Origin of the sequence: Yoonia sp. 72 (assembly GCF_034652275.1) — a bacterium.
Classification (GTDB): domain Bacteria; phylum Pseudomonadota; class Alphaproteobacteria; order Rhodobacterales; family Rhodobacteraceae; genus Yoonia.
Genome location: NZ_JAXIWG010000001.1, coordinates 928358 through 950135 on the forward strand (window position 1 = coordinate 928358; position 21778 = coordinate 950135).

18 protein-coding genes are annotated in these 21778 nt (G+C 62.7%); 4 read left to right on the plus strand and 14 right to left on the minus strand.

Annotated features, from left to right (window positions below):
* Positions 1-12: 12 nt before the first annotated feature.
* The 9 genes from glmM to VCK47_RS04865 form a co-directional block, all read right to left on the minus strand.
* Positions 13-1356, minus strand: coding sequence for a phosphoglucosamine mutase (glmM, locus tag VCK47_RS04825; protein WP_322889582.1), 1344 nt, complete (start codon positions 1354-1356; stop codon positions 13-15).
* Entirely contained in the window at positions 1353-2360 is a 1008-nt protein-coding gene (gene folP, locus VCK47_RS04830; RefSeq protein WP_322889583.1) for a dihydropteroate synthase, read from the minus strand. Before folP ends, glmM begins: the two co-directional genes overlap by 4 nt.
* A complete protein-coding gene (locus tag VCK47_RS04835; RefSeq protein WP_322889584.1) occupies positions 2357-3277 on the minus strand; it encodes a dihydroneopterin aldolase in 921 nt (306 codons plus the stop codon). Before VCK47_RS04835 ends, folP begins: the two co-directional genes overlap by 4 nt.
* Before the next feature lie 97 nt (positions 3278-3374).
* Positions 3375-4043 (minus strand): cell wall hydrolase, encoded by a 669-nt coding sequence (locus VCK47_RS04840; RefSeq protein WP_322889585.1) that lies wholly within the window; start codon positions 4041-4043, stop codon positions 3375-3377.
* 183 nt (positions 4044-4226) lie between these two features.
* Positions 4227-6764, minus strand: coding sequence for a putative PEP-binding protein (locus VCK47_RS04845; protein ID WP_322889586.1), 2538 nt, complete (start codon positions 6762-6764; stop codon positions 4227-4229).
* Positions 6765-6857: 93 nt separating this feature from the next.
* Positions 6858-9128, minus strand: a complete 2271-nt coding sequence (gene glyS / locus VCK47_RS04850) for a glycine--tRNA ligase subunit beta (RefSeq protein WP_322889587.1) — start codon at positions 9126-9128, stop codon at positions 6858-6860.
* The gene (locus VCK47_RS04855; RefSeq protein WP_322889588.1) at positions 9128-9649 is read right to left on the minus strand and encodes a DUF6446 family protein; all 522 of its coding nucleotides are present in this window, start codon (positions 9647-9649) and stop codon (positions 9128-9130) included. Before VCK47_RS04855 ends, glyS begins: the two co-directional genes overlap by 1 nt.
* On the minus strand, positions 9649-10569 hold the full coding sequence (locus VCK47_RS04860; RefSeq protein ID WP_322889589.1) for a glycine--tRNA ligase subunit alpha: 921 nt from the start codon (positions 10567-10569) through the stop codon (positions 9649-9651). Before VCK47_RS04860 ends, VCK47_RS04855 begins: the two co-directional genes overlap by 1 nt.
* Positions 10570-10625: 56 nt before the next feature.
* Positions 10626-12074, minus strand: coding sequence for a TrkH family potassium uptake protein (locus tag VCK47_RS04865; protein WP_322889590.1), 1449 nt, complete (start codon positions 12072-12074; stop codon positions 10626-10628).
* Between the two features lie 81 nt (positions 12075-12155).
* On the opposite strand from VCK47_RS04865, the gene VCK47_RS04870 reads away from it, so the two are divergent.
* The 3 genes from VCK47_RS04870 (at position 12156) to VCK47_RS04880 (ending at position 16166) form a co-directional block, all read left to right on the plus strand.
* Positions 12156-13319 carry an FAD-binding domain-containing protein gene (locus VCK47_RS04870; protein ID WP_322889591.1) on the plus strand — a complete coding sequence of 388 codons (1164 nt, stop codon included), beginning with the start codon at positions 12156-12158 and terminating at the stop codon, positions 13317-13319.
* A 145-nt stretch (positions 13320-13464) separates the two neighbouring features.
* On the plus strand, positions 13465-13929 hold the full coding sequence (locus tag VCK47_RS04875; protein WP_322889592.1) for a (2Fe-2S)-binding protein: 465 nt from the start codon (positions 13465-13467) through the stop codon (positions 13927-13929).
* Between the two features lie 2 nt (positions 13930-13931).
* Positions 13932-16166, plus strand: coding sequence for a xanthine dehydrogenase family protein molybdopterin-binding subunit (locus VCK47_RS04880; RefSeq protein WP_322889593.1), 2235 nt, complete (start codon positions 13932-13934; stop codon positions 16164-16166).
* Between the two features lie 66 nt (positions 16167-16232).
* Here VCK47_RS04880 and VCK47_RS04885 read toward each other — a convergent pair whose 3' ends face one another.
* The 5 genes from VCK47_RS04885 to VCK47_RS04905 form a co-directional block, all read right to left on the minus strand.
* Complete coding sequence (locus VCK47_RS04885) at positions 16233-16922, minus strand: D-lyxose/D-mannose family sugar isomerase (RefSeq protein WP_322889594.1); 690 nt, start codon at positions 16920-16922, stop codon at positions 16233-16235.
* An 18-nt stretch (positions 16923-16940) separates the two neighbouring features.
* Positions 16941-17708, minus strand: a complete 768-nt coding sequence (locus VCK47_RS04890) for a gamma-glutamyl-gamma-aminobutyrate hydrolase family protein (protein ID WP_416236646.1) — start codon at positions 17706-17708, stop codon at positions 16941-16943.
* A gap of 140 nt (positions 17709-17848) precedes the next feature.
* A complete protein-coding gene (locus tag VCK47_RS04895; RefSeq protein WP_322889595.1) occupies positions 17849-18277 on the minus strand; it encodes a GlcG/HbpS family heme-binding protein in 429 nt (142 codons plus the stop codon).
* Between the two features lie 28 nt (positions 18278-18305).
* A complete protein-coding gene (locus VCK47_RS04900) occupies positions 18306-20453 on the minus strand; it encodes a malate synthase G (RefSeq protein WP_322889596.1) in 2148 nt (715 codons plus the stop codon).
* Between the two features lie 98 nt (positions 20454-20551).
* On the minus strand, positions 20552-20695 hold the full coding sequence (locus tag VCK47_RS04905; protein WP_322889597.1) for a DUF2256 domain-containing protein: 144 nt from the start codon (positions 20693-20695) through the stop codon (positions 20552-20554).
* Positions 20696-20847: 152 nt separating this feature from the next.
* On the opposite strand from VCK47_RS04905, the gene VCK47_RS04910 reads away from it, so the two are divergent.
* The gene (locus VCK47_RS04910) at positions 20848-21723 is read left to right on the plus strand and encodes a 1-acyl-sn-glycerol-3-phosphate acyltransferase (protein WP_322890026.1); all 876 of its coding nucleotides are present in this window, start codon (positions 20848-20850) and stop codon (positions 21721-21723) included.
* Positions 21724-21778: the final 55 nt, after the last annotated feature.

Below are 21778 nucleotides of genomic sequence, written 5' to 3' on the forward strand. Positions count from 1 at the left end.
CGATGGGCAAGATCAGGACGCCGCCGCGACCTCGGCGACGATCTGGTCCACGACCTGTGCCAGAAGCGTATCATCCTCGCATTCCGCCATGACGCGGATCAGCGGTTCGGTGCCGGATTTGCGGATCAAGAGGCGGCCTTTGCCGTGCAATTTGATTTCAGCATCTGCGATCGACGCCGCGACGCCTTTGGTCGCCAAGGGGTCTGTCCCTGCGGTGAAACGCACATTCTTCAGCATCTGCGGCACGGTGTCGAAATTGCGGGCAAGCACGCTCGCCTTTTGCCCCGTGTCGATCATCGCGGCCAGAAACTGCAATCCCGCCAGCAGACCGTCACCCGTTGTGGCATAATCGGTCATCACGATATGGCCCGATTGTTCCCCGCCAAGGTTGAACCCGCCCGCGCGCATCGCCTCGACCACATAACGGTCGCCGACGGCCGTGCGTTTGAGGTGCAGCCCCTTGGCCCCAAGGAACCGTTCCAGCCCCAGATTGGACATGACCGTCGCCACCAAAGTGTCACCTTGCAACCGCCCCTGTGCGGCCCAGCGCGCGGCCATCAGCGCCATGATCTGGTCGCCATCGGCAACAGCGCCGGTTTCATCCAGAATCATCACGCGGTCCGCGTCACCATCCAGACAGATGCCCACATCGGCCCCCGTCTCGCGGATCACCTGTGCGGCGCGCTCGGGGTGCGTTGATCCGCAGCCGTCGTTGATGTTGAACCCGTCAGGATCCACGCCCACCTTGATGACGGTAGCGCCGAGTTCCCACAGCACTTCGGGCGCGACCTTGTAGGCGGCACCATTGGCGCAATCCACGACGACCTTCAGTCCGTCGAGCCGCATGCCCGCCGGAAAGGTCGCCTTGAGCCGTTCGGCATAGCGGAACCGCCCGTCGTCGATCCGCTTGGCGCGCCCGATATTGGCGGCCTTGGCGGGTTCGATGTCGGAAGCGATCAGCGCCTCGATCTGTTCCTCGGCGGCATCCGACAGTTTGAACCCGTCAGGGCCGAAGAACTTGATCCCGTTATCGTGGTGCGGATTGTGGCTCGCGGAAATCATGATGCCGACATCCGCACGCATCGAGGTGGTCAGCAACCCGACCGCCGGTGTCGGCACGGGCCCCAGAAGCAACACGTTCATGCCGGTGCTAGTCAGCCCTGCCGTCAGCGCGTTTTCGAACATATAGCCCGACAGGCGCGTGTCCTTGCCGATCACCACACGGTGGCCGTTCGATCCGTCATTGCGGAAATAGCGCCCTGCCGCCGCCCCGATGCGCAGCGCCATATCGGCGGTCATCGGATATACGTTCGCCGTGCCGCGCACCCCGTCGGTGCCAAAGAATTTGCGTGTCATCTGCTGTCTGTCCCGTTGATCGCCGACCAGAGTGCCAGCGCCTGTTTTGTGGCGAAGGTATCATGCACCCGCAGGATCTGCACCCCCTGCGATACGGCATGCAGCGCCACTGAGACAGAACCCGCCACCCTGTCCTTGGCATCCTGCCCGCCGCCAATCGTGCCGATGAACCGCTTGCGCGAGGCACCTAGCAGGATCGGGCAGCCAAGGGCATGGAACAGCGACAGGTTCTTGAGGAGGGTGAGGTTATGCGCTTGCGTCTTGCCAAAGCCGATACCGGGGTCGATCACGATGGCGTCGCGCGCAATGCCAGCGGCCTCGGCCAGCGCGATACGGTCTGCGAGAAAGTCGTAGACGTCCAGCAACACATCATCATAGCGCGGGTCGTTCTGCATCGTCGCGGGATCGCCCTGCGCATGCATCAGGCAGACAGGCAGCCCCGCAACGGCCGTGACCTGCGCCAAGGCGGGGTCATGGCTGAAAGCGGCCACATCGTTGACCATGCTCGCCCCCGCCGCGATGGCCGCTTGCGCCACATCGGCCTTGCGCGTGTCGATGGAGATGGCGGCCGCAGACTGCGCCCTGATCGCGGCAATGACAGGGGCGGTGCGGCGGATTTCCTCGGAATTGGGCACGGTCACGGCACCAGGCCGCGTGCTTTCGCCGCCGATGTCGATGATCTCGGCCCCGTCGGACTGCATCGCCAAGGCGCGGGCTGTGGCAGCGGGAAGGTCCGCGTAATCGCCACCATCCGAAAAACTGTCAGGTGTGACGTTCAGGATGCCCATGATGCGCGGGCGGTCCATCGCGAGCCCCACAATCGCAGGTCGCGGCGCGGTCAGGCGGGCGAGGATCGTGGCGGGCACGTCGCTTGCCGGAATGATGCGGCTCGATAGCCCCCGTTCCAGAACGGCGACCTCGCGAAAATGGCACGAGCCCCCGGCCAGCGGGAGCGTATCGCTGGTCGGTTCTGCCAGCACAAGTGGCCGGTAATAGAGCGTCATGCCAACGCCACCTGATCGACAGGCAGGACCCGCACGGGAAGGTCGGTCAGAGGGGCTTCATGGCCAATGAACACCAGCTCAGCCGCTTTCATCTGATCTGCAAACCACGCGACAAGTGCTGCGGCATCGGCAGGGCTCGCGGAAGGTCCGTCCACCGCATCCAGCACGATCTTGGACGGCGCCCAGACGCTGATCTGGCCGTTCTTCATCGCCCAGTCGAGCTCTGTCCGCGTTTGCACCACGACGCAGCGCGCATCGCGCACGGCCAGCGTCCATGCGTTCTGTTCGATGGCCAGCAGGTCGATGCGGCGCTGTGCGAGCTTGTTGCCCACCTGGGGTGCCTCTGTGTCGCCTGCACCGACGCAAATGATGACGGGGGCAGACATGGCGGCAAGCTGGTTGATCCAGCCCGACAGCAAAGGCGAAGCAATGGCGGCATTCGACAGAAACACAACGCGCGGATGCGGCACGGGGATATGCGCCTGCCCGCCGGGGGCGTGACCATCGCGGGCGCGCACGATCTCGACGCCCAAGGCAAAGGGGCCGCGATCCAGCTTTTCGATCCGCACGAAAACGCGCTGCGCTTGCGGTTCCAGCAGGATGCGGTCGGCCACACGCGCGGCGAGGGTTTCGAGCAGGTTCAGCCGTTCGGCATGCAGTTCGATCCCGATGGCTTCGGTCACGCGGTCATAGGACAGGATGCGGTCGACATCGTCGTCGATCGGGCCGGACAGGCGCGGCACTTCGACCACGACGTTAAAGCGCACCCGCTGCAGAGTGCCGCGTTCCTGCTGGAAAGCGCCGATTTCCACGCTGACGACATAGTCGCGCAGGGAAATCCGGTCGCAGGGCGTGGTGGTGCTTGCCTCGGCCCTTTCGCTGGGATGGGCAAAGGCAAGGCGGATGTCATCGGTCATCAGGTCGTCCGGTCAGCGGGCAAGTTGCCGACAGCGATACCCCGCCCCCGCCCGCAGGACAAGGACGCCCGCGACAGGGTGGCGGGCGGTTGCGACCTTAGTTCGACGCGGTGCGCACAGGCTCGCGGTAGAACAGATGCGCGCCGATGGTGGCGGTCCGTGTGAAACGGCGCGACCACGACGGGTTCACAGCATGGGTATGGAAATGCGTGGCACCGCCCGTCAGGTCGCGCGAGGTGCCATCCAGCAGGATCGCGGCGATTTTGCCCACGCGTTCCCATGCGTCCTGTTCGCGGATCACATTGGCATTGCCGTCACAGTTATAGCTGAACTGGCAGGCGTATTTGCGCCCCGTTCCCTGGGTGACAACCCCGCAAAGCGACTGCGGATAAGATGCGCTGTCCACGCGGTTCAGGATGACTTCGCCTACGGCGAACTGGCCGCGCACGGATTCACCGCGGGCCTCGAAATAGAGCGCCTCTGCCAGGCATTGCCACTGGGCGTCGCCCGAAGCGACAGGCAGGGCATCAAGAAAATCGGTATCATAGATCACGACGGGTTGCGTCGGAATGCCCCGCTCGCTGGCGGGGGGAAGGCTGGTCAACTGCGCCATACGCGCATCGGGGACCACGGCGAGCGCTGCACGCTCATCACCCAGAACACTGGCCAAACGGCTGGCCATGTCACTTTCCGCAACTGCGGCGCCTGCCACGAGGGTCAGATTTGCCGCCAGAAAAGCGGCGGCGATATGTTTCAAAGGCGTCATTTTTCAAACCAGAGCAACCACGCGGAAAGCCCCGCGGAGGCACGGTGGTGGTTAGGGCAATCTGAACCTCAGGTCTACCCCTAGTAACCCCTGCGGCGGAAGATTGCCCAAATTCAGTGAAAATATGATAAAATCGCACCAGATGGTGCCCGCACCCAAAAATCAGACACTATATCTAGTGGCTCACGACTTCGTGATACCATCCTTCAAGGCCAGTTGCGCGGCCATCAACCGCGCCCCCGGCACCCGGAAAGGCGAGCAGGAGACGTAGTCGAATTTGTGATCGCGACAAAACGCGATAGCACTGCGGCTGCCGCCATGTTCACCGCAAATCGACAACACGACATCGGGCCGCCCGCGCCGTCCGCGTTCCGCGCCCATCGCCACCAGTTCGCCGACACCTTCGATGTCAAGCGTGTGGAACGGGTCCTCGGCATAGACGCCCTGCTGGACATAGGTGGACATGAACCGCCCCGCATCGTCGCGCGACAGCCCATAGGTCATTTGCGTCAGGTCGTTGGTGCCAAAGGACAAAAACGCGGCATGAACGGCAATGTCCTGCGCGCGCAGCGCCGCGCGCGGCGTTTCCACCATGACGCCCAACCGGTAATTCAGCGTGGCACGTGCTGGCCCTGCGACCTTAGTTGCAACACGTTCGATGCGCGATTTCATCAGCTCGACCTCGCGCATGGCGGACACCAGCGGGATCATGATATCGACGGCAGGCGCGATACCCTTGGCACCGACGGCGACCATCGCCTCGAAGATCGCCTGCGCCTGCATGTCGTAGATTTCGGGAATGGCGATTCCCAAGCGCACGCCACGCATCCCCAGCATCGGGTTATATTCGCTGAGTGCGGCAACCCGTTCGGTCACTTCAGGTAAAGGCAGCGCCAGTTGTTCGGCTAGATCGCGCAGTCCCGCCTTGTCGGAAGGCAGAAACTCATGCAGCGGCGGGTCGAACAGGCGCACACAGACGCTGCGCCCTTCCATGATGCTGAACAGCTCCGCAAAATCCGCGCGCTGCATCGGCAACAGGCGGTCCAGAACGGCGCGGCGGTCCTTGCTGCTTTCGGCAAAGATCATCTCGCGCATCACACCCAGACGGTCGCCTTCGAAGAACATATGTTCCGTCCGGCAGAGCCCGATTCCCTCGGCCGCAAAATTGCGCGCGGTCTGGGCGTCGGCAGGTGTGTCGGCATTGGCGCGCACGCCGATATCGCGGAACATATCGGCCCATTCGAGCAGCGTCTGGAACGCGCCGTCCAAAGACGCCTCAAGCATCGGCGGCGCACCGGCCAGCACCTGCCCCGTGGTGCCATCCACGGTGATGATGTCACCGGCGGCAAAGGTACGCCCGTCGGGGGCCACAACGCGGCCTGATTTGCGATCGATCAGCAAGTCGGACGCACCCACAACGCAAGGCACGCCCAATCCCCGCCCGATCACGGCGGCATGGCTGGTGATCCCACCCCGCATCGTCAGCACGGCGGATGCGGCATGCATGCCGCGGATATCCTCGGGCGTGGTTTCGCGGCGGACCAGCACGCAAGCCTCGCCCCGCGCGGCACTGGCCTGCGCTTCGTTGGCGGTCAGCACGATACGGCCACTGGCTGCACCGGGGCTCGCGGCGATGCCTGTCACAAGCACATCGCGCGGCGCGGTCGGGTCCACCTGCCGGTGCAGCAATTCCGACAGCGCCACAGGTTCGACCCGCATCACAGCCTCTTGCCGCGTGATCACGCCATCCTCGGCCAAGGCCACGGCAATCCGCACAGAAGCCCGCGACGAGCGCTGCACGCGAACCGCATCAAGGATGTGCAGCCGCCCCGCGTCGATGGTAAATTTGACCTGCATTTCCTCGCGCAGGTGTTTGCGGCACAGCGCACCGCAGTCCAAGAGTTGCGCGAATGTCTCGGGGCAGCGGTCCTGCAAGGACGCGCCACGCGGATCGCTGGTCAGATAAAGCGCGCCTTCGGCATCGGTCTTGTCCATCTGCGGGACGTTCTGCGCGACATAGCGGCCCGTGATCCGCGGCGCGCCTGTGGTGCTGTCCACGAACTGCACCGTGCCCGACCCGCATTCGCCCTGCCCCACGCCCAGCGCCATCGCCTGCACAACAAGCCCAAGCCCCGCATTGGCAGGCGCACCCTTGGCCTGCCGCAACAGCCGCGCACTCGTGCCATCCCAAGCACGCGCCATGGACCGCAGCACCTCGGCAAGTTGCACGGCGGGGTCTTGCGGAAAAGGCTCGTCGGTTTCGGCCTCGTAGGCGGCCAGCAGCCTGTTCAGGCTGTCCGCATCGGCGATATCGGGCAGATGGAATTCGTCGGGGTCCAGCCGTGCGACATGCACCGCATAAGATTGCACGAAACGCAGGTAAAGCCGCGCTGCCGCCGCCTCGCCCATCGCCTGCGCCATGGTGACGAAACGCGCGTCATTCATGCCCACGTTCAGGATCGCGGATGGTCCGCCCCAATCGGCATTCTCGCTCGACGGGCGCACGGACAGCAAAGGCTGCGGGCCGAACGGCGCCATCAGGGCGGCCATATCGGGCAAGCTGCCAAGGGCCGCGTCGCGCACCGCATCAAAAGACAAAGCCACCGTGACAGGCACGGGCATATCGAGCCGGATCAGCCGTTGCAGGCATTTGGCGCGGTCACCATGGACCGCCACCGACATGCGGGCGTCGGGCGTGATCTGCGTCACGGGCGGGGACATCATCTGTTGCTGCACTGCGGCATCGCTCCTTGCGTAGGTGCAGCATAGAGCAGGAAAAGCCTTCGCGTAAAGCAAAGTTGACAGTTGCGTGAGCTAGCCTTCGATTTTTGTGAGGTCAGCGACGGAAAGGCAGATTTTCCTGATGCGTGACAGAAGGTTAAGCCGGTTGCGGCGGATCACCTGCCGGTCGTCGTTGACCTGCACAGCGGTGAAAAAAGCATCAATCGGCCCGCGAAGTGCCGCCATAGCGGTCATCGCGGTGCTGAAATCTTCGTCTTTCATCGCGGGCGCGATCTTTGCATCTGCAGCATCGAGGGCAGCAAACAGCGCCTTTTCGGCATCGTCTTCGGCGAATTTCAGGTCCGCGCCGTAGGAGTATTCGACGCCGTCCTTCTCCTCGGCCTGCGTGAGGATGTTGTTCGCGCGCTTGAACCCCTGAATCAGGTTTTCGCCGTCATCGGTGGCGAGCGTCTCCGCCAGCGCACGGGCGCGTTTGACGAGCAGGGTCAGGTCGTCATTTCCCGGCATTGCGATACAGGCGTCAATGATGTCGTGGCGGATGCCCTGGTCACGGAGGTAGACCTTGAGGCGGTCGTGGAAGAAGGCGAGGAGGTCTGATGCTGTTTCTTTCGAACGCCCATACCAATTGTTAACACTTGCTCCGATAGCCGTATATTCAGCAGCTTGGCTTTCCAGCTTGGACATCGAATCAATGTAAGATTTCCATTCTGTATAGCTGCTGTGTTCAGGGCGCTGAATTCCAGATCCAATCATATCTGTATGTAGGGCTACAGCTTCGGTGAGGTTTTCAATCTCTTCTAAATCATATTTATGCCTGAAAGCCGCATCTACAAATGTTTCTGTCAAAGTCATCCCTTGGAATGGACGATCTAACACCAACCGAATAACTCCCAGCGCCGCTCTGCGCAGCGCAAAGGGGTCCTTGCTCCCTGTCGGTTTCTCGTCAATCGCCCAGAAACCCGTCAGCGTGTCGATCTTGTCGGCCAGCGCCACGGCCACCGATACGGGTGCGGTCGGCACGGCGTCCGATGGTCCCAGCGGCGAATAATGGTCTTGGCAGGCGGCCGCCACCGCCGGATCCAATCCGGCGGCTCTTGCATAGTAAGACCCCATCAGCCCCTGCAATTCGGGGAACTCATTCACCATTTCCGATTGCAGATCGGCCTTGGCGACCTTTGCCGCCTGTTCTGCCAGATCGGGATCAGCGCCCACATGCGGCGCGATTTCACGCGCAAGGGCGGCGATCCGCGCGATGCGGTCGGCTTGTGATCCCAGCTTGTTGTGGAAGGTGACATTGGCCAGCCCCGCGCCCATGCCTTCCAGCCCCTCGGCCTTGACCGTGCGCAGGTCGTTTTCCCAGAAGAATTTCGCATCCGACAACCGCGCTGCCAGCACCTTTTGATTGCCCGCCAGAATGGTCGCGCCGTGATCGGCGGTGACCATGTTCGCGACGGTCACAAAGCGTTCGATCCGGGCTGTCTTGGGGTTGCGGACCGAAAAGAATTTCTGATGTTCTTTCATCGAGGTTTGCAGCACCTCGGGCGGCAAGCCCAGAAAGGCCTCGTCAATCCGGCCCAGCAGCACGACGGGCCATTCGACCAGCCCCGCAACCTCGGCCAGAAGCCCGCGATCCTCGACCAGTTCCAGACCCGATGCAAAGGCCTGCTGTGTCGCGTCGTTCCAGATCACCTCGGCGCGTTCATCCGCGCGCAGGATCACATGGGCGCGTTTCAGTTTGGCCTCGTAGTCGTCGAAACCGTTGACGGTGAAGGCGTCAGGTGACAGGAAACGATGCCCGCGCGTGCTGCGCCCTGCGGTGATCCCGTCGATGGTCAGCGGCACGACCTCTGCCCCTGCTTCATCCGACAACAGGCAGATGATCGATTGCAACGGACGCACCCATTTGAGCGACCCCGTGCCCCAGCGCATCGACTTGGGCCACGGAAAATTGCGCACGGTGGCGTCCAGCACTTCCGCGATGATGTCGGCGGCCTTGCGCCCCGGCTTTTCGATCACGGCGAAATAGGTCTGGCCCTTCTTGTCGTCACGGATTTCCAGCGCCTCGCGGGTGATCCCCGCGCCCCGCAGGAACCCGTCGATGGCGGCATCGGGCGCGCCGACCTTTGGCCCTTTGCGTTCTTCACGCTGGCTGCGGCTTTCGCCCGTCAGCCCGTCAATCGCCAGCGTCAGGCGGCGCGGCGTGGCAAAGGCGGCGGCACCGGCATAGGTCAGCCCCGCTTCGACCAGACCGTCGGTGACCAGCTTGCGCAGGTCATCGGCGGCGCGCGCCTGCATCCGGGCCGGAATTTCCTCGGAGAAAAGTTCAATCAGAAGATCAGGCATTATTGCAGGCTTTCGGGTGCTGGGGGGCAGGTGTCAGGGGCGGGATAGCGGTTGAACACGGCTTCGCCACAGGCGTTGATCTCGTGCCAGATATAGGCGCGCCCGTCGGGATAGACGGCGAACACGCGGTCGATGCCGTATTGCAAGTTGGCGGTGCCCATATAGGCGGTGGCCAGCCCTTCGCGCAGGTCCGCGCCGATTTGGCGGGCGTCGAAACAGTCAAACCAGCGCGGCGCGATGCGCGGTTCGGCAAAGGGCAACGGTATGGCCGTGGCCAGCGTGCCTGCGTCGATATCCGTGGTCAGGCAGGCGCGATAGCGCAGCGGGCTGGAAATCGCGTCGATGCCGGTGAAGGCGCTGAACGGCACCGTGATCGGATCGCCACCATCGGCGGCGGTCAGGGTAATGTCGCCTTCGGTCGCGACCACATCTTCGTAATAGGCATAGACCTGCAGATAATACATCGCCGCACCGACAACGACCGCCAGCACCAGCATCGCCACGATCAGCACGCGCGCCATCAGGCTGCGGCCCCCGCAGCGGGGGTCTGCACAAATGCATCCGCGCAGGCCTTGGCCAAGGCGCGGACCCGCCCGATATAGGCCTGCCGTTCGGTAACGGAAATCACGCCGCGCGCATCCAGCAGGTTGAACAGGTGGCTGGCCTTGATGCACTGGTCATAGGCGGGATGCGCCATGATGATCTGCATATCTTTCTTGGGGTCCTGCGCGGCGGTGGACAGGATGCGGTGGCATTCGGCCTCGGCATCCTTGAAATGCTGCAGCAGCATGTCGGTATCGGCCACGTCGAAATTCCAGCGCGCATATTCCTGTTCGGTCTGGCGGAAGATATCGCCATAGCTCAGCGGGATCGGTGTGTCAGGGTCGTTGAAGGGCATGTCCATCACATGATCCACGCCCAGCACATACATCGCCAGCCGTTCCAAACCGTAAGTCAATTCGCCCGACACAGGGCGGCAGTCATGCCCGCCAACCTGCTGGAAATAGGTGAACTGGCTGACTTCCATCCCGTCGCACCAGACCTCCCAGCCCAGCCCCCATGCGCCAAGGGTCGGGCTTTCCCAGTCATCCTCGACAAAGCGGATGTCATGCAGATGCGCGTCGATCCCGATGGCAGCCAGCGAGCCAAGATAGAGATCCTGTAGATCGGGCGGGCTGGGTTTGATCAGCACTTGATACTGGTAATAGTGCTGCAGACGGTTGGGGTTTTCGCCATAGCGCCCGTCGGTCGGGCGGCGCGACGGTTGGACGTAGGCGGCAGCCCAAGGTTTCGACCCCAGCGCGCGCAGCGTGGTAGCGGGGTGGAAGGTACCCGCGCCGACTTCCATGTCATAGGGTTGCAGGATCGCACAGCCTTTGGCCGCCCAATAGGACTGAAGCCGCAGGATGATTTCCTGAAAACTGCGCGGTTTGTCGGACATGGGCACCCTCGTTTGCATCTTGGGCGTCACATAGGCCCCGCCGCCCCAAGGGTCAATCAGTTGCGCCAGAACCGGACCGACAGAATGGTCAGCACGACCATCACTTCGAGCCTGCCCACGAACATCGCGATGGCCAGAATCCATTTCGCGGGATCGTTGATATTCGCGTAATTGCCCGCCGGTCCGATTTCAGGCCCAAGGCCGGGGCCGATGTTGCCGATGGCCGAGGCGGCACCCGACATCGCGGTGATGAAATCCAGACCCGTCAGCCCCAGCAGCACCGTGACTATCCCCAGCAGCGACACGAAAGCCACGAAGAAAGCGATTACCGAATTCAGCACATCGTCGCCCACGGGCTGCCCTGCATAGCGCGGCGTGAAAATCCCGTGAGGACTGTGGATCTGGCGGATCTGGCTTTTGATGGCGGCGAACAAAAGCTGGTAGCGGAACACCTTGATCGAACAGGAGGTGGACCCGGCGCAACCACCGATCAACCCGACGAAGAAAAAGGCGACCACCGGGAACGTGCCCCATGTCATGTAATCAGCGCTGGCATAGCCGGTCCCGGAAATCACCGAGACGACGTTGAACATCGCTTCGCGAAAGGCGCGTTCGGTCATCTCGCCTTCACGGCTCCAAAGCCATGCCGTCATCAGCAGGATTACGAAGGCAAGCACGCCAAAGAACGTATGCACCTGGCTGTCGCGCAACAGCGGCTGCGCCGTTCCCGCCATCAGCTGGATGAACCGCACGAAAGGCAAGGCCGACAGGAACATAAAGAACGCCGCCGCATAGTGGATGCTGGGCCCGTAAAGCGTGAAGGACGCATCCGAGGTCGCCATCCCCCCCGTCGAAACGGTGGTCAGTGCATGCACGAAGGCGTCAAAATTCTCCATCCCGAGCGCGGCATAGGTTAGCGCGCATACGACGGTCATCGCGACGTAGATTTCGGAAATTTGCTTTGCGATCTGACCTGCACGGGGCAGGATTTTCCCCATTGTATCAAAGGCTTCCGAGCGAAAAATCTGCATGCCCCCGACCCGCAGTTCGGGCAGGAACACCATCGCCACAACGATGATCCCGATGCCGCCCAGCCATTGCAGCACGCCGCGCCACAACAGTAAGCCTGCAGGCAAAGTTTCAAGCTGGGTAAAGGTCGTGGCCCCCGTCGTCGTCAGCGCGGACATGGACTCAAAGAACGCATCCGTCAGCGTCGCCTCGGTCGCGCCAAGGATAAAAGGGATCGCGCCGAACAGCGGCAGCGTGAGCCAGACAAGCGATGTCAAAAGGAAGGTCTGGCGCAGCGTCAGCCCCGCCGTCACACCATTAGAACAGGCCAGTGCCAGCAATCCGCCCGTCAGGATCGTGACCACCGCGCTTTCGAAAAAGACGAACCAATGCGGATCACCCGCAAGCAGATCAGCCGCCAGCGGCACCAGCATCGTCACACCCAACGAGGCGACAAGCAGGCCGATCACATATCCGACGGGGCGCAGATCAAACATGCGGCAGCGTTGGCCCGCGCCCGCGACACTGTCAAGAACGGGCGCCATTGAAAGCCGCGCGCCGCGGGTTAATTGCCACGCATGTTGACACCGACACGCCACGATGCGCTGACCCGCCTTGCCGATTTCACCCCCCGCGCAGGGCGCGATTACGCGGCGATGCGCAACTTTGACGACCTGGCCCATGTCTCGGTCCTGTCGCCCTATATCCGCCACCGGATCATTACCGAAGAAGAGGTGCTGCGCGCCGTGCTGTCACACCACAGCCCGCAGGCGGCCGAAAAGTTTATTCAGGAAGTGGTCTGGCGCACCTATTGGAAAGGCTGGCTGGAGCTGCGCCCCACCGTCTGGGCCGATTACCGGCGCGATCTGGGGGCAGCACTGAACGAGGTCCAGACGCAGGCGGGGCTGCGTCAGCGTTGGGAAGCCGCCTGTCTGGGCCAGACCGGCATCGACGGTTTCGACCATTGGGCGCGGCAACTGGTGCAGACGGGCTATCTGCACAACCACGCGCGGATGTGGTTCGCCTCGATCTGGATTCACACGCTGCAACTGCCGTGGGTGCTGGGTGCGGATTTCTTTCTGCGGCATCTACTGGACGGTGATCCTGCGTCCAATACGCTGTCATGGCGCTGGGTCGGGGGCATCCAAACGCTGGGCAAAGCCTATCTGGCGCAGCCGGACAATATCGCCAAATACACCCAAGGCCGCTTCCGGCCCGAAGGGCTGGCACAATCTGCGGCCGCACTCCCCTGCCCGCCGCATCCCGACCGTGGGCCTCTGCCTGTCAGCGGGACGATTGATCCCGCCAAGCGCACCGGATTGATCCTGACCGAGGATGACCTGTCGCCTGACTGGGTGCTGGACAAGGTGACACCCGTCGCCACGGCTTTTGTGCAAACAACAGACCAGCGTAGCCCGCTGCAGGTGGCCCCCATGGTAACGGACTTCGTCGCGGGCGCGATGCGGGATTGTCACGACCGGTTTGCAGGCCAGCTTGGCCGCGTCAACATCATCAGCGCCGATGCCTTGGCCGACTGGCGCAAGGCCCAAGGGCTGGAGCAGGTGGTGATGGCCTGCCCGCCTGTCGGCCCTGCCGCCGATGCCTTGCGGCAAGTCGATGCGGTGCGGGTGCTGCACGTCTATGATCTGGACGCTTGGCCGCACGCGACCCACGGATTCTTCCGCTTCAAGGATGCGATCCCCAAGCTGCTGGGGCAGATCAAGGGGCTGGCGGTGCTGTGACCGCAGCAAGCTGCAGTCGCCTCCGGCGGGGAGCGCGTCACATCGCGCATCGCGCAAATTGACGCGCTCGGAAGTTGATGCAGGCTTGATCTGAACAGAGCCGCCGCCTAAACTAAACGGAACAGTTCAGAATACGAGGTGCAAGATGGCAGTTTCCCTGACGATCAATGGCACGGCGCATAGCGTCGATCTTCCTGATGATGTGCCCCTGCTGTGGGTGTTGCGCGACGAGGTCGAGTTGACCGGCACCAAATTCGGCTGCGGTGTCGCCGCCTGCGGTGCCTGCACCGTGCATATCGACGGTCAGGCTGTGCGGTCCTGTCAGGTGGCGCTGGCCGATGTCTGGGGCGAGGTCACGACGATCGAAGGGCTGGGCCAGCCCGACAATCTGGCGGTGATCCAGCAGGCCTGGATCGACCATCAGGTCGCGCAATGTGGTTACTGCCAGTCCGGCCAGATCATGAATGCCGCAGCCTTGCTGGCCGAAACCCCTGCCCCCACGGATGACGACATCGACGCCGCTATGCAAGGCAATCTGTGCCGCTGCGGGACTTATCCGCGCATCCGTGCCGCGATCAAGGACGCGGCCCAGCGTCTGGCAGAGGTGTAATCATGGCCAATATTCGCAAGATCGCCCGCCGTACCTTCCTGATCGGGTCCGCCGCCATCGTGGGCGGGGTCGCGTTCGGGGTCTACCAGATCCGCAAGGATGCGCCGAACCCGCTGGTCGCAGATGCGGGCGAAGCGGTGCTGACCCCGTTCATCCTGCTCAATCAGGACGGGGTGACCGTCATCGCGCCGCGCGCCGAAATGGGGCAAGGCGTGCAGACCACGCTGGCAGCCCTTGTCGCCGAAGAGATGGATGTCGCATGGGAAGATATCACCGTTCTGCACGGCCCGCCCGCGCAGGCCTATTACAATCAGGCGCTGCTCGGTCTTGCCTTGCCGTTCCGTCATTACGCCGACACCGAATTCCGCAACAGCCTGCGCCACACCATCGGGCAGGTGGGCAAGCTGCTGCATCTGCAGGTGACGGGCGGGTCCACATCCATGAAAGACGGGTACGAGCGGATGCGCCATGCCGGGGCCAGCGCCCGCGAGGCGCTGAAACTTGCGGCGGCGGCGCAATTGGGCGTTGCGGCCAGCGACCTGCGCACCGAGGACAGCCATGTCATCGCGCCCGACGGCACCCGCATCGCCTATACCGCGCTGGCCGAGGCGGTGCGTGACATTGCCCTGCCCGATGTGGCGCTGCGGCCCAAATCTGAATGGAAATACTTGGGCAAATCCATGCCGCGCGTCGATATGCTGGCCAAGGCGACCGGCACCGCGCAATTCGCGGGCGATGTGCAGCTCGCGGGGATGAAATTCGCCACCGTGCGGATCAACCCCAAACGCGCGGGCATGGTGTCTTATGACGACACTGCCGCGCGCACGATGGACGGGGTAGAAGCCATCATCGATCTGGGCGACGGGATCGCTGTTGTGGCCTCGAACACCTGGCTTGCGATGCAGGCGGCAGAGGCGGTGGATATCGTCTGGGAAGATGCGGCCTATCCGGCCGATACCGCAGGCATGATGGCCGCGATTGCTGCGGCCTTTGACACCGCGCCGAACAGCACCGTGCGTGACGATGGCGACGTAAGCGCGGAAATTGCAGGGACCGAGGTGGTGGCGGAATATACCGTGCCTTTCCTTGCCCATGCCACGATGGAACCGATGAATGCCACAGCGCTTTATACTGACGCGGGTCTGGAGATCTGGACAGGCAATCAGGCCCCGGTGATGACGCGCGACACATGTGCGGCAGCGGCAGGCCTGACCCCTGAAGCCGTGACCGTACATACGACACTGATGGGTGGCGGTTTCGGCAGGCGCGCCGAGACGGATTACTCCGTGCAGGCGGCACGGATCGCCGCAAGCCTACCTGGCACGCCGATCCGCATGACTTGGACGCGCGAAGAGGACATGCGCCACGATTTCTATCGCCCTGCGGCGATGGCGCGGTTCCGGGGTGTGGTGGCGGATGGCGCGGCGCAACTGATCGACGGCAAGATCGCCGCCCCTTCGGTGTTCCAGCAATCCAGCTTTCGCCAGATGGGGCAGGTCCCCCCCGGCCCCGACCGCGCCCATGTCGAAGGCGCGGCAGACCAGCCCTACGGCGTGCCGAATTTCCGCATCACCGGGCATCTCGCAGATCTGAGCGTGCCGGTCGGATTTTGGCGGTCGGTGGCGGCGTCGTTCAACGGGTTCTTTCTGGATACCTTCATCGACGAGATGGCCCATGCCGCGGGCACTGATCCGTTGCAGTTCCGCCTGATGCTGGCAGAACGTGAACATGCGCCATCCGCTGGCGTGATCCGTGCCGTGGGTGAGATGTGTGGCTGGACGGGCGAGACGCCCGCCAATATCGGGCGCGGTGTCGCGTTCTGCCATTCCTTCGGCACCGCCACCGCACAGGTGGTCGAGGTCGAGGATACAGGCCGCGGCATCCGCATCAACCACTGCTGGATCGCCTGCGATCCGGGCACAGCGCTTGATCCGTCGATCATCGAGGCGCAGATGGTGTCTGGCGCGATCTATGGCTTGTCAGCAGCGATGCTCGAAGAGGTGACCTTCACCGACGGGGCTGCCGATCAGGGCAATTTCACCGATTACGATGCGCTGCGGATGCATACGACACCGCGGTTCGATGTGCGCATTCTGGAAACCAGCGCGCATCTGGGCGGGATTGGTGAACCGGGCACGCCGCCTGCGATGCCGGCACTTGGCAACGCTCTGTTCGATCTGACAGGTGTCAGGGCGCGGGAATTGCCGCTGATCAAGACCTTTGATCTGATCTTGTGAACGGCCAGGAGGCAAAAATTTTCGGCGAAAATTTTTGGCGCGCCGAAATTTTTTGACAAAAAATTTCTACGCGGACAGCCAGTCCGCGTAGTCGCTGACCAGCAGATGGGTGGGCGGCACATCTTCCTCGATCTGCGCAAAACGCCCGATCGGCTCTCGGAAGATGTTGTCAGTCTCGTCGTCGTTGACGGTTGAAACCTCGCCGATCAGCACATCGCCCCCCTCGCCCCAAAAGGCATGCCAGTCGCCGGGCATCAGGGTCACGCTTTCGCCGGGGGCAAGGCGCAGTTTGTCGCCGGGGGCGAAGGCCCGCGTGATCCCGTCGCACATGACCACGCCACCCGCCGTTTCGTCGAAATGACCATCAGGGTCAGAGCCGTAAAGCTCGACGACCAGAGTCGCGCCACCACGGTTAATGATATCCTCGGCCTTGATGACATGGGTGTGCATCGGCGATAGCTGGTCCTGTTTCGAGATCAGCAGCTTTTCGGCATAGCACATGCCTCCGCCGCGCTGCAGGTCGGCCAGCCGCCCGTTGCGCAGGGTGAACAGGAACAGGCCCATCTGATCGTACCGCCCTGCGCCGTAATCGGTGATATCCCAGCCGCAGCGCGCGTCGATGACGGCGCGGGCATCGTTGGCGCGGGCTTTGAACTGGTCGGGCGACCAATAGGCAAAAGGTGGCAGGGTGAAGCCGTGCGACCGGATCATCTGATCCGCCTCGGCCATGATGTCATTGATGCGCGAACGTTTCATGCGCAAAGGCGTAATCGTTTACGAAACCTTGCGCAAGGCTCCTGCCGCCCAGTCGCGGCAGGCGTCGCCAAAGGCGGTGAACAGCGGGCGCGACACCGGATCGGCATCAGCGTTCCATTCGGGATGCCATTGCACCGACAGGGTGAAACCGGGCGCATCAGCGATATAGATCGCTTCTGGCGTGCCGTCGGGCGCGTGGCCGTCGACGATCACACGGGGGCCAGGTTGCTTGATCCCCTGCCCGTGCAACGTGTTGGTCATCACGCTGGGCGCTCCCATCAGCCGGTGGAACACGCCACCCGGGCGGAAGGTCACGGTATGGCGCAGGGCGAATTTCTCCTCCAGCGACCCGTCGGGGGGCATCCGGTGGTTGTCGCGTCCGGGCAGGTCACGGATTTCGGGGAAGAGCGTGCCGCCCATCGCGACATTGACCTCCTGAAACCCGCGGCAGATGCCAAGGATCGGCTGGCCGCGCGCGACACAGGCGCGGATCAGCGGCAGGGTCAGGCGGTCACGGTCGCGGTCGAATGAGCCATGGGCGGGGGTTTCCTCCTCGCCGTATTCCTCGGGATGGACGTTCGCCCGCGCGCCGGGGAAGACAAAACCGTCACAGATATCCAGCAAGGTATCGATACAAACCAGCCCCGGATGCGATGGCACGATCAGCGGCTGGCAGCCCGACACTTCGGCCAAGGCCTGCGCGTTCATCGTGCCGGCGGCATGGGCGGGGTATTCGTCATTGATCAGATAGCTATTGCCGATAATCCCGATCACTGGTCGGCGCATGTCATTCTCCTGCAGGGTTGCTCAGAAGATAGCCGTGCCGCGCACAAAGCGGAAGGGATGTCGCGCGCACAAGGGGGCATGCGCTGACGCACATGCCCACCAAAACGGCAGTTGGCCGCCCTGTCGCAGGGAAATCGGGCTTAGGCTTCGCCCGTCAGCCCTGCCGCTTCGATCCCCGCCATCGCCGCGATGACGTCATTGTCGGAGGTATCGCCTGTGACGCCGACGGCACCGATGACAGCACCTTTCTTGTCGCGCACCAGCACGCCACCCGGGACAGGCACGACCTGTCCGCCATAGACGCCGTTGATCGCGGCCATGAAAAACGGCTGCGCCTCGGCGCGGGCCATCTGCGCCTTGCCCGCCATGCCCAGCATGACCGATCCGTAAGCCTTGCCATGCGCGATCCCGAACCGGCCGGGCGATGCGCCGTCTTCGCGTTCAAACGCCTTCACATGGCCGCCCGCGTCCAGCACCACGACCGACAGCGGCTTCAGCCCCAGCTCGCGCCCTGTGGCCAGCGCCTTGCGAATAATCGTGCGGGCCTTGCTGATCGAAATCTCTGACATTTTCGTCTCCTTCGCGGGGGTCGCCGCCTTAGTGGTTGCGTTGCGCTTTCAGTTCCAGACGGCGCTGGTGCAGCACGGGTTCGGTATAGCCCGAAGGCTGTTCGCGCCCTTTGAACACCAGATCGCAGGCCGCTTGAAAGGCGATGCCGTTGAAATCGGGGGCCATGGGGCGATAGGCGGGGTCGCCTGCGTTCTGGTCATCCACGACGCGGGCCATTTTCTGCATCGCTTCCATCACCTGATCGCGGCCGACCACATCGTGATGCAGCCAGTTCGCCAGCGCCTGCGACGAGATCCGGCAGGTGGCGCGGTCTTCCATCAGGGCGACGTTGTTGATGTCGGGCACCTTGGAACAACCGACACCCTGATCGATCCAGCGGACGACATATCCAAGGATGCCTTGCGCGTTGTTTTCCACCTCGCGCATTTTCTGCGCCTCGGTCCAGCGCTGGTATTGCGCCAGCGGAATGTCGAGGATCGAGGACACATAAGCGCGCCGCCCGCCTTTGCGCAGCCGCGCCTGCACTGCCATCACGTCGATCTTGTGGTAATGCAGCGCGTGCAACGTCGCCGCTGTCGGGCTTGGCACCCAGGCGCAGTTCGCACCCGATTGCGGATGGCCGATTTTCTGTTCCAGCATCGCGGCCATCAGGTCGGGCATGGCCCACATCCCCTTGCCGATCTGGGCGCGCCCGGAAAATCCGCATTCCAGCCCGATATCGACGTTCTGATCCTCGTAGGCACCGATCCACTGCTTGCGCTTGATGAAATCCTTGCGGCTGAAGGGGCCTGCCTCCATCGAAGTGTGGATTTCATCGCCGGTGCGGTCCAGAAAGCCCGTGTTGATGAAAGCGACACGCGATTTCGCGGCGCGGATACATTCCTTGAGGTTGACGGTCGTGCGCCGTTCCTCGTCCATGATGCCGATCTTGACGGTGTGGCGCGGCAGGCCAAGCGCATCCTCGACATGCGCGAAAATGTCGTTGGTAAAGGCCACTTCTTCGGGGCCGTGCATCTTGGGTTTGACGACATAAACCGACCCATGCGCCGAATTGCCGCCATCTTGTTTGAGGTCGTGCAGCGCGATCAGCGTGGTGACCATCGCGTCCATCAACCCTTCGAACACTTCCTCGCCACCCTCATCAAGGATCGCGGGGTTGGTCATCAGATGGCCAACATTGCGAATCCAGAGGAGCGCGCGGCCTTTGAGCGTGATCTTGCCGCCATCCGCCGCGGTATAGTCACGGTCAGCGGCCAGTTTGCGGGTCATCGTCTTGCCGTTCTTGACCAGATCGGCGGTCAGGTCGCCCTTCATCAGGCCCAGCCAGTTGCCATAGGCCAACACCTTGTCCTCAGCATCAACGCAAGCGACCGAATCCTCGCAATCCATGATCGCGGAGACAGCACTTTCCAGCCGCACATCGGCCAACAGCGCCTGATCGCGGCTGCCGATGGGATGGGCGCGGTCGAACACCAGTTCGACATGCAAGCCATTGTTGACCAGCACCACCGCATCGGGGGCCTTGGGGTTGCCGCGATAACCCACGAATTTCGCAGGGTCACGCAGGGGCGCATCGTCGATCAGCAGCTGGCCGTCCTGCACGTGATAACGCGCGACATCGGCGTGGCTTTTGCCTTCGATGGGAAATGCCTCGTCCAGAAACACCCGCACGCGGGCGACGACGCGGGCGCCATGCCCGCGGTCATAGCCGCCCGAGGGTGGCTGCACGCCCATGGCATCGGTGCCGTAGAATGCGTCATAAAGGCTGCCCCAGCGCGCGTTGGCGGCATTCAGCGCAAAACGGGCATTGGTGATCGGCACGACAAGTTGGGGTCCGGGGATCTTGGCGATCTCGGGGTCCACGTTGGCGGTATCGATCTCGAAATCATCGCCTTCGGGGACAAGATAGCCGATGTCCTTGAGGAAGTTTTCATAGGCCACACGGTCATGGACCTTGCCGCGCTGCCCGACATGCCATGCGTCGATGGCCGACTGCAGATCATCGCGTTTTTGCAAAAGCGCGCGGTTGCGCGGCGTCATGGTGGCGACCAGACCAGCAAAACCCTTCCAGAAGGTGTCGGCGTCGATGCCAGTGCCGGGCAGCGCCTGCGTGTCGATAAACGCCGCCAGTTCGCTGGCGACCTGAAGCCCGTGTTTTGCAACGCGATCGGTCATGGCTGAAATTCCTTCTATCCCGGCATGCGGCGGCATACCTGTGCCTTGCATCACGAATTAGAACACAAGTTTCCGATAGGCAACAAGCGCGGGCCGATTCAGTTGCGCGTCCCGCGACACTTGTCTGAGCAATAGCGCACAGAGTCCCAGACCTTGGCCCATTTTTTGCGCCAGACGAACGGCCTGCCGCAGGTCGCGCAGGTCTTTTGGGGCAGATCGGATTTTTTGCGCATCTTGGGCATGGTCGGAACTTAGCCTCCGCAGGCCTAAATTCAACGCTAGACTCCTCGCAAAAAACAGCCGATTTCTCGCGTAGTTTATGACGACAGTCGCTTTTTTTCAAAAAAGGAACACTGTCGTGGAACCGTTACAGAACTCTGGTGTTTGGTGTCTTATGGAAGAGCGTATCACGCCATTGATTGCCGAGCGCGCGCCGTGGCTTTATGCGGACCGGCCCGGCACAGGTTACGTTCGCAGGGCCCTGCACGCCATGCTCGGCTACGAAAAGACCCTTCAAATCGCACGAAAACTCGAACATGCCGATGCAGCGCAGATCATGCAGGACATGGCGGACCGCCTTGCGCTGATGGTGCAAAGCAAGGGGCTTGGTAATTTGCCCGCCCATGGGCCTGCGCTGATCGTGGCGAACCATCCGACGGGAATCGCCGATGGAATCATCCTCAACCACCTGATCGCGCGCACACGACCCGATGCCTATTTCTTTGCCAACCGCGATATCCTGCGCGTGTTTCCGCAGATGGACAGCATGATCGCACCTGTTGAATGGCGCAAGGAACTACGCAGCCATGCTAAGACGCGCGAGACGATGAATTTTGTCCGTCAAGCGACCGAAGCCGGACGGCTTGGCGTGATCTTCCCGTCGGGGCGGCTGGCCAAACGGCGCTGGCTGTCGCTGCATGAACGGCCGTGGATGGCCTCGGCGGCGATGCTGGCGCGCAAATTCGACCTGCCGGTCATTCCGGTGAACATTCAGGCGCGCAATTCGGCGCTGTTCTATATTTTTGACCGCATCCACCCGACCCTGCGTGACATCACCCTGTTCCACGAGACACTGAACAAGGACCGCCAGCCGTTCATCGTGACCATGGGCGAGCCGATTTCCGCATCGGCCATTCCCCGCGACCCCGAGGAAGGCATCGCGCTGCTGCGCGCGGCGACGCTGGCCTTGGGCGGGGAATATGCGCCGGTGGTCAATCTGATTGCGACAACGCGCCCTTGGCTGTCCAAAGACGCGCCCAGCGCACCTTGAAGCGGGGCCCGCGTTCTTTTAGACATCGCGCAAACCTGCGCTTTTCGTTAAAGAT

Bases quoted from the DNA above. Each gene is read 5' to 3' on its own strand.
- VCK47_RS04845 (WP_322889586.1), bottom strand. From the start codon at position 6,764: ATGTCCCCGCCCGTGACGCAGATCACGCCCGACGCCCGCATGTCGGTG.
- folP (WP_322889583.1), bottom strand. From the start codon at position 2,360: ATGACGCTCTATTACCGGCCACTTGTGCTGGCAGAACCGACCAGCGAT.
- VCK47_RS04880 (WP_322889593.1), top strand. From the start codon at position 13,932: ATGGCCAATATTCGCAAGATCGCCCGCCGTACCTTCCTGATCGGGTCC.
- VCK47_RS04855 (WP_322889588.1), bottom strand. From the start codon at position 9,649: ATGGCGCGCGTGCTGATCGTGGCGATGCTGGTGCTGGCGGTCGTTGTC.
- VCK47_RS04840 (WP_322889585.1), bottom strand. From the start codon at position 4,043: ATGACGCCTTTGAAACATATCGCCGCCGCTTTTCTGGCGGCAAATCTG.
- glmM (WP_322889582.1), bottom strand. From the start codon at position 1,356: ATGACACGCAAATTCTTTGGCACCGACGGGGTGCGCGGCACGGCGAAC.
- VCK47_RS04900 (WP_322889596.1), bottom strand. From the start codon at position 20,453: ATGACCGATCGCGTTGCAAAACACGGGCTTCAGGTCGCCAGCGAACTG.
- VCK47_RS04835 (WP_322889584.1), bottom strand. From the start codon at position 3,277: ATGACCGATGACATCCGCCTTGCCTTTGCCCATCCCAGCGAAAGGGCC.
- VCK47_RS04870 (WP_322889591.1), top strand. From the start codon at position 12,156: ATGTTGACACCGACACGCCACGATGCGCTGACCCGCCTTGCCGATTTC.
- VCK47_RS04890 (WP_416236646.1), bottom strand. From the start codon at position 17,708: ATGCGCCGACCAGTGATCGGGATTATCGGCAATAGCTATCTGATCAAT.
- VCK47_RS04910 (WP_322890026.1), top strand. From the start codon at position 20,848: ATGGAAGAGCGTATCACGCCATTGATTGCCGAGCGCGCGCCGTGGCTT.
- VCK47_RS04895 (WP_322889595.1), bottom strand. From the start codon at position 18,277: ATGTCAGAGATTTCGATCAGCAAGGCCCGCACGATTATTCGCAAGGCG.
- VCK47_RS04885 (WP_322889594.1), bottom strand. From the start codon at position 16,922: ATGAAACGTTCGCGCATCAATGACATCATGGCCGAGGCGGATCAGATG.
- VCK47_RS04905 (WP_322889597.1), bottom strand. From the start codon at position 20,695: ATGCCCAAGATGCGCAAAAAATCCGATCTGCCCCAAAAGACCTGCGCG.
- glyS (WP_322889587.1), bottom strand. From the start codon at position 9,128: ATGCCTGATCTTCTGATTGAACTTTTCTCCGAGGAAATTCCGGCCCGG.
- VCK47_RS04860 (WP_322889589.1), bottom strand. From the start codon at position 10,569: ATGTCCGACAAACCGCGCAGTTTTCAGGAAATCATCCTGCGGCTTCAG.
- VCK47_RS04875 (WP_322889592.1), top strand. From the start codon at position 13,465: ATGGCAGTTTCCCTGACGATCAATGGCACGGCGCATAGCGTCGATCTT.
- VCK47_RS04865 (WP_322889590.1), bottom strand. From the start codon at position 12,074: ATGTTTGATCTGCGCCCCGTCGGATATGTGATCGGCCTGCTTGTCGCC.